The sequence below is a fragment of the Pantoea sp. sgz302252 genome (assembly GCF_042610525.1).
In the GTDB taxonomy this organism is placed as follows: Bacteria; Pseudomonadota; Gammaproteobacteria; order Enterobacterales; family Enterobacteriaceae; genus Erwinia.
Genome location: NZ_JBHDVM010000028.1, coordinates 1 through 4,224 on the forward strand (window position 1 = coordinate 1; position 4,224 = coordinate 4,224).

6 protein-coding genes and 1 pseudogene are annotated in these 4,224 nt (G+C 53.2%); 2 read left to right on the forward strand and 5 right to left on the reverse strand.

The features are described from left to right. From ACETPC_RS23640 to ACETPC_RS23655, 4 genes are all read right to left on the reverse strand, one after another. A partial coding sequence (locus ACETPC_RS23640; RefSeq protein ID WP_380184877.1) for a phage tail protein I occupies positions 1-236 on the reverse strand: 236 nt, incomplete at its 3' end. Continuing rightward, on the reverse strand, positions 229-1,137 hold the full coding sequence (locus tag ACETPC_RS23645) for a baseplate assembly protein (protein WP_380184878.1): 909 nt from the start codon (positions 1,135-1,137) through the stop codon (positions 229-231). The genes ACETPC_RS23645 and ACETPC_RS23640, both read right to left, overlap by 8 nt. Before the next feature lies 1 nt (position 1,138). Continuing rightward, the gene (locus ACETPC_RS23650) at positions 1,139-1,486 is read right to left on the reverse strand and encodes a GPW/gp25 family protein (RefSeq protein WP_380184879.1); all 348 of its coding nucleotides are present in this window, start codon (positions 1,484-1,486) and stop codon (positions 1,139-1,141) included. Next, positions 1,486-2,082 carry a phage baseplate assembly protein V gene (locus tag ACETPC_RS23655; RefSeq protein ID WP_380184880.1) on the reverse strand — a complete coding sequence of 199 codons (597 nt, stop codon included), beginning with the start codon at positions 2,080-2,082 and terminating at the stop codon, positions 1,486-1,488. Before ACETPC_RS23655 ends, ACETPC_RS23650 begins: the two co-directional genes overlap by 1 nt. 80 nt (positions 2,083-2,162) lie before the next feature. Between ACETPC_RS23655 and ACETPC_RS23660 the strand changes: the two genes are divergently transcribed. Then, the gene (locus ACETPC_RS23660; protein ID WP_380184881.1) at positions 2,163-3,497 is read left to right on the forward strand and encodes a hypothetical protein; all 1,335 of its coding nucleotides are present in this window, start codon (positions 2,163-2,165) and stop codon (positions 3,495-3,497) included. 27 nt (positions 3,498-3,524) lie between these two features. Here ACETPC_RS23660 and ACETPC_RS23665 read toward each other — a convergent pair whose 3' ends face one another. Further along, positions 3,525-3,965: a phage virion morphogenesis protein gene (locus ACETPC_RS23665; RefSeq protein WP_380184882.1), complete on the reverse strand. Its 441-nt coding sequence runs from the start codon at positions 3,963-3,965 to the stop codon at positions 3,525-3,527. Positions 3,966-4,030: 65 nt separating this feature from the next. On the opposite strand from ACETPC_RS23665, the pseudogene ACETPC_RS23670 reads away from it, so the two are divergent. After that, positions 4,031-4,224: pseudogene (locus ACETPC_RS23670) on the forward strand (oxidoreductase); the annotation flags it as partial.

Here is a 4,224-nt window from a genome sequence, read left to right on the forward strand (position 1 = left end):
TGCTTGTGCACGTACTGCGAGGCCGACACCACGGCGCGCTTTGTGGACTCGCTCCAGCCGGTATCCCAGCGGTCAACCGACCACGCCCAGGCGAGGTATGGCAGCAGCTCCACCGGGCAGGTTTGCGGATTCCACAACCGGCGCAGCAGTGCCGGAATGGCTTCAATCGTGGCGCAGGCTTCGGCGGCGGCCACCTCCAGCGCCGACGAGCCGGACGGCAGCAGACGATCACTCATCCGAACCCCCGATCGTAATGCCGTAGCCGGTGTAGTAGGCGGCCTGCGTTTTATCCAGCACCACGTCGGCGGCGGGCTGCGCCAGCTCCACGCGCTGCACGCCTTCAACGTGAAGCGCAGCGTATAAAGCCGATTTGCGGATATCCCGGCCGAGACGGGCCTGCGCGCTGACAAAGGCGGCAAGCTTTGACTCGGCGGCGGCGCGTATCGGTTCGGCTTCCGGCCCCGGATAGAGATACAGCACGGCTTCAACGGCATAATCCACAATCGTGGCCGACTGCACCGTTACCCGGTCGGCCACCGGGCGCACGTCCTCGTCGTTTAAGGCGGCATCCACCACGGCCAGCAGGTCGGCGGTTGCCTCGCCGTTGCCCTCGCGCGACAGCACGGTGACGGTGACGCAGGCGGGCGACGGGCTGATGGCAGATGCGTCCGCCACACGGCCGTCGGCGCTTCTGGCGTGGTACTCATACGCGCCGGACGGCCCGGCCACGCTCAGCCCTTCAAAGGCGGCGGCGATGCGCACGCGGTAATCGTCGTCGCTTTCCATCACGGCGGCGGTCGGCGGGGTTGTGGTGTCGTCGGCAGCCGTCAGTGTCAGGCGGGTAACGCCGTTGTTTGCGCCGAGCTGGTCTAAATCATCCGCCAGGGCATAGGCAACCATGACGGCCTTTGCCGCCTCGTTGACGCGCTGGCGCAGGATAACCTCGCGGTAGGCGTTTTCCTGCAGCAGCTTCACCACCGGCTCGGACTCCAGCGCCAGCGTGCGGGCGATGGCGTCCTGCTGCTCCGCCGGATACAGCGATACCAGCGTGGCCTTTCGCTCATTGAGTAATGTTTCATAGTCCAGCGCTTCCACCACGTCGGGCGCGGGTAGCTGGCTCAGGTCGATAGTTGCCATATCAGCTCACGGGAACGGTTAGAGAAAAATCCTGCGCGGTGTCGGTGCGGCTGCCGGTGATTTCCACCACCATGCCGCCGTCGAACGCGGATTCATAGGAAATGCCGGTCAGCTTTACGCGCGGCTCCCACTGCAAAATCGCCATATAGCAGGCCGACATAATCTGCAGGCGCAGCGCCTCGTTTTGTGGCTGGTCAATCAGCGCGGATAAAAGCGAGCCATAGCTGCGGCGCATCACGCGGGAACCGACCGGCGTTAACAGAATGTCGTGCACCGACTGGCGAATGTGGTCAAGGTCGGTCAGCGCCGCGCCGGTGTCGCGGCTCATGCCGGAATAGCGCACGGTCATCACTGCGGCCCTCCGGACGTGTCGCCGCCGGACTTCACGCCGCCGTGTTTGTGGGAATGCACGACCACGCCGTTAGAGCTGAAGCTGCCGCCGCTGTGCTGAACATCGCCTTTCATCGTACCGCCCTGGGTCACTTCCAGCGTGGCGGTTTTCAGCAGGGCGGCGCATTCGACTTCGGGCGAATCCAGCATGATTTTAACGGCGGCCTGAATGGTCGCGGTCTGGATGCCGGTTGCCTTCAGTGCGCCGTTTTCCGGTTCATACTCGATCACCGCGCCGTCCGGAAACGACCAGTGCAGCGCGTCAGCCGAGGCCGACGGTGCCGGGTTAGCGTCAGAGAACACGCCCGGCAGCACAAAGCCGGTATCCAGCTCGCCGCCCAGGCACAGGACAAGCACCTGCTCGCCGACCGACGGCGCATTCCATGAACGGGTGCGACCGGCACGGGCGGCCAGCCAGTGCAGCCAGCTGGTTGTGTTGTTGCCGGTATCCACGCGGCACAGCCCGTCGTCGAGGTTGACGGCGGACACGGTGCCGATGCGGATCAGGTTGCGCAGCAGGCGCAGGATTTCATTGATATTTTCTTGTTTATTCATATCCTGATAATGCTTGCCTAACTGACCCTTTAGCAATCGGCGTCAGTTTGTTCATCTACTAACAAACAAATGAGATAAATATGAGTAAAAAATCTTGGATTGTTTTTTTTATAGCGGCAACGATAATATTGGCAATTCCTCTTGCTGTGCTCATTGTTTTTTCACATGCTGTTACTGGTTATGCCTTCCCGGTATTTAATGATGGGTGGGCTGCTTTTTCTAATAAATCTGAAGAATGGTCGAATTTTGGATCATTACTAAGTGGATTATTCGGACTGTCTGGTGCGCTTGCTACAATGATCACCCTTGGATTTGTAATTCACCAGTCTAATGAGTCAGTAAGAAGAAGCGATAAACAAGCTCAAGATTTAAGAGAGGCTCAAAAACTACAGGACGCTAAGATTGATGAGCATAATAAAGGAATTAAAAATTTCCAAGAAAATATAATGCACTTCAACCAAGAGGTGAAGGGATTTAATGAAAGTATAATTTTATTCAACAAATCACAGCAAATGAGGGACACTTTCGACAAATACAGACTTCATAAGGAAGAGTTTAACTTATTAATAGGGGATATCCTTTTTGATTTGAATCATTTCTACGGAAATGAAAATGCAAAGATATATCAAAGAAGCGAGCTTTATAGGAAAATATTCCCTAGAAATAATTTTGAGTTTTTCTCAACAGACAGTTTAGAAAAAGATCATCAAAACAACCAAACTTTGGAAGCCATCCGATTCCACCTTGAACATATATTCCTTTGGTTAAACAGAGATTGGGAACATGACAGTACCATGATAATTCTTGAAAGTTTCAGTAGGCTTCATGGTTCCATTAATTTATATATTGATATCAATCCCAATTCATTTGGTGAGATATTTAGACGTGACAGAAAAGAATATATAGTCTCAGTTCAATTTTTTATAGAGGAGCTAGACCTAATCATTTCCACTTGCAATAAAATATTATCCTTCGCTAATAAAGAGACGATACAGGAGCATGTACCGTACGACCGATTTATTTTAAAAGCTAGACTCTTCAATATTCACAAAGAGTTAACTTGCAACGTTAATGAAACTATCACCTACGTCGCACACCCTCATAATTACAAAGGGGATGAAGTGAATTTATTCGAGATATACTCATTAACAAGGATATTCAAAAATAGATTTAATCATACATTTCAATTTGAAAAAGGCTGGGTTAGAAATCTTTTAAATGAGATACTTAATCACCCCATTCAAAACAGAAGTAATGCTGCAACAATAGATCTACTAGACCAAATAAGTGAAGAGATGGATTACTTGTTAGTTAATTTCCAACAGAAAACAGTAAATGATACCTCATCAGAACACCTGCTTCTAAAAATAAAAGAAATAACTGAAAAAACCAAAGCTAGCCTAATGCGTTATTAAACATCAACTTATTTACTCTCAAGGCCCCTACAATCCTAAAAGGAAAATATTTTCAACAACCTGCAAGTCTTCTTCAGTTAATCCTAATAACGGTCTGGCTTCGTACACCACCTCTTTCCCTCCACGGGCTGGCCGGTCGCGCAGCCCATAATGATGCACGCGGGCCATGCGCTGCACATTACCGGCAAACTCCACCACGGCGTCGTCGGCGGTGCCTTTTGCCTTCATGTATTTGGCCGTGCGCAGCCTGGCGAACATCTCACGCTTTATCCGCCCTTTCTTTTTACGTGCCGGTGCCTTGCGCGGCTTAAACGCCGTGCCGTCCGGTGCCTGCTGGCGCTTGATATTCTGCTGCTGACCGGCGCGCAGGCGCTTTGCGATGGTGCGCGCCATTTCCTTACGCGCATCAGGTGACAGGTTGCCGATAAGCGCGTTTAGCCGGGTGTCGAACGCCTCCAGCCCGTTCACAGCTGCAGCCCGCTGACCAGCTCGCCGCCTGCATAAAGCTGCGTGGGACGGATGGCATTATCCGGCAGCGGGTTGAGTACGACGCCGGAAGCACCGACATAACGCAGTCCTTTATGGCGATCAGCAAAACCATGACCGCCAGCGGAAACCGCTCAACCTACGAGGCGAGCCGCAGCGAGGACGCCAGCCACGCGGACGTCGCCTGGGCAATCATGCACGCGCTGTTAAACGAACCGCTGACCGCCGCCAGCGGCGGCGC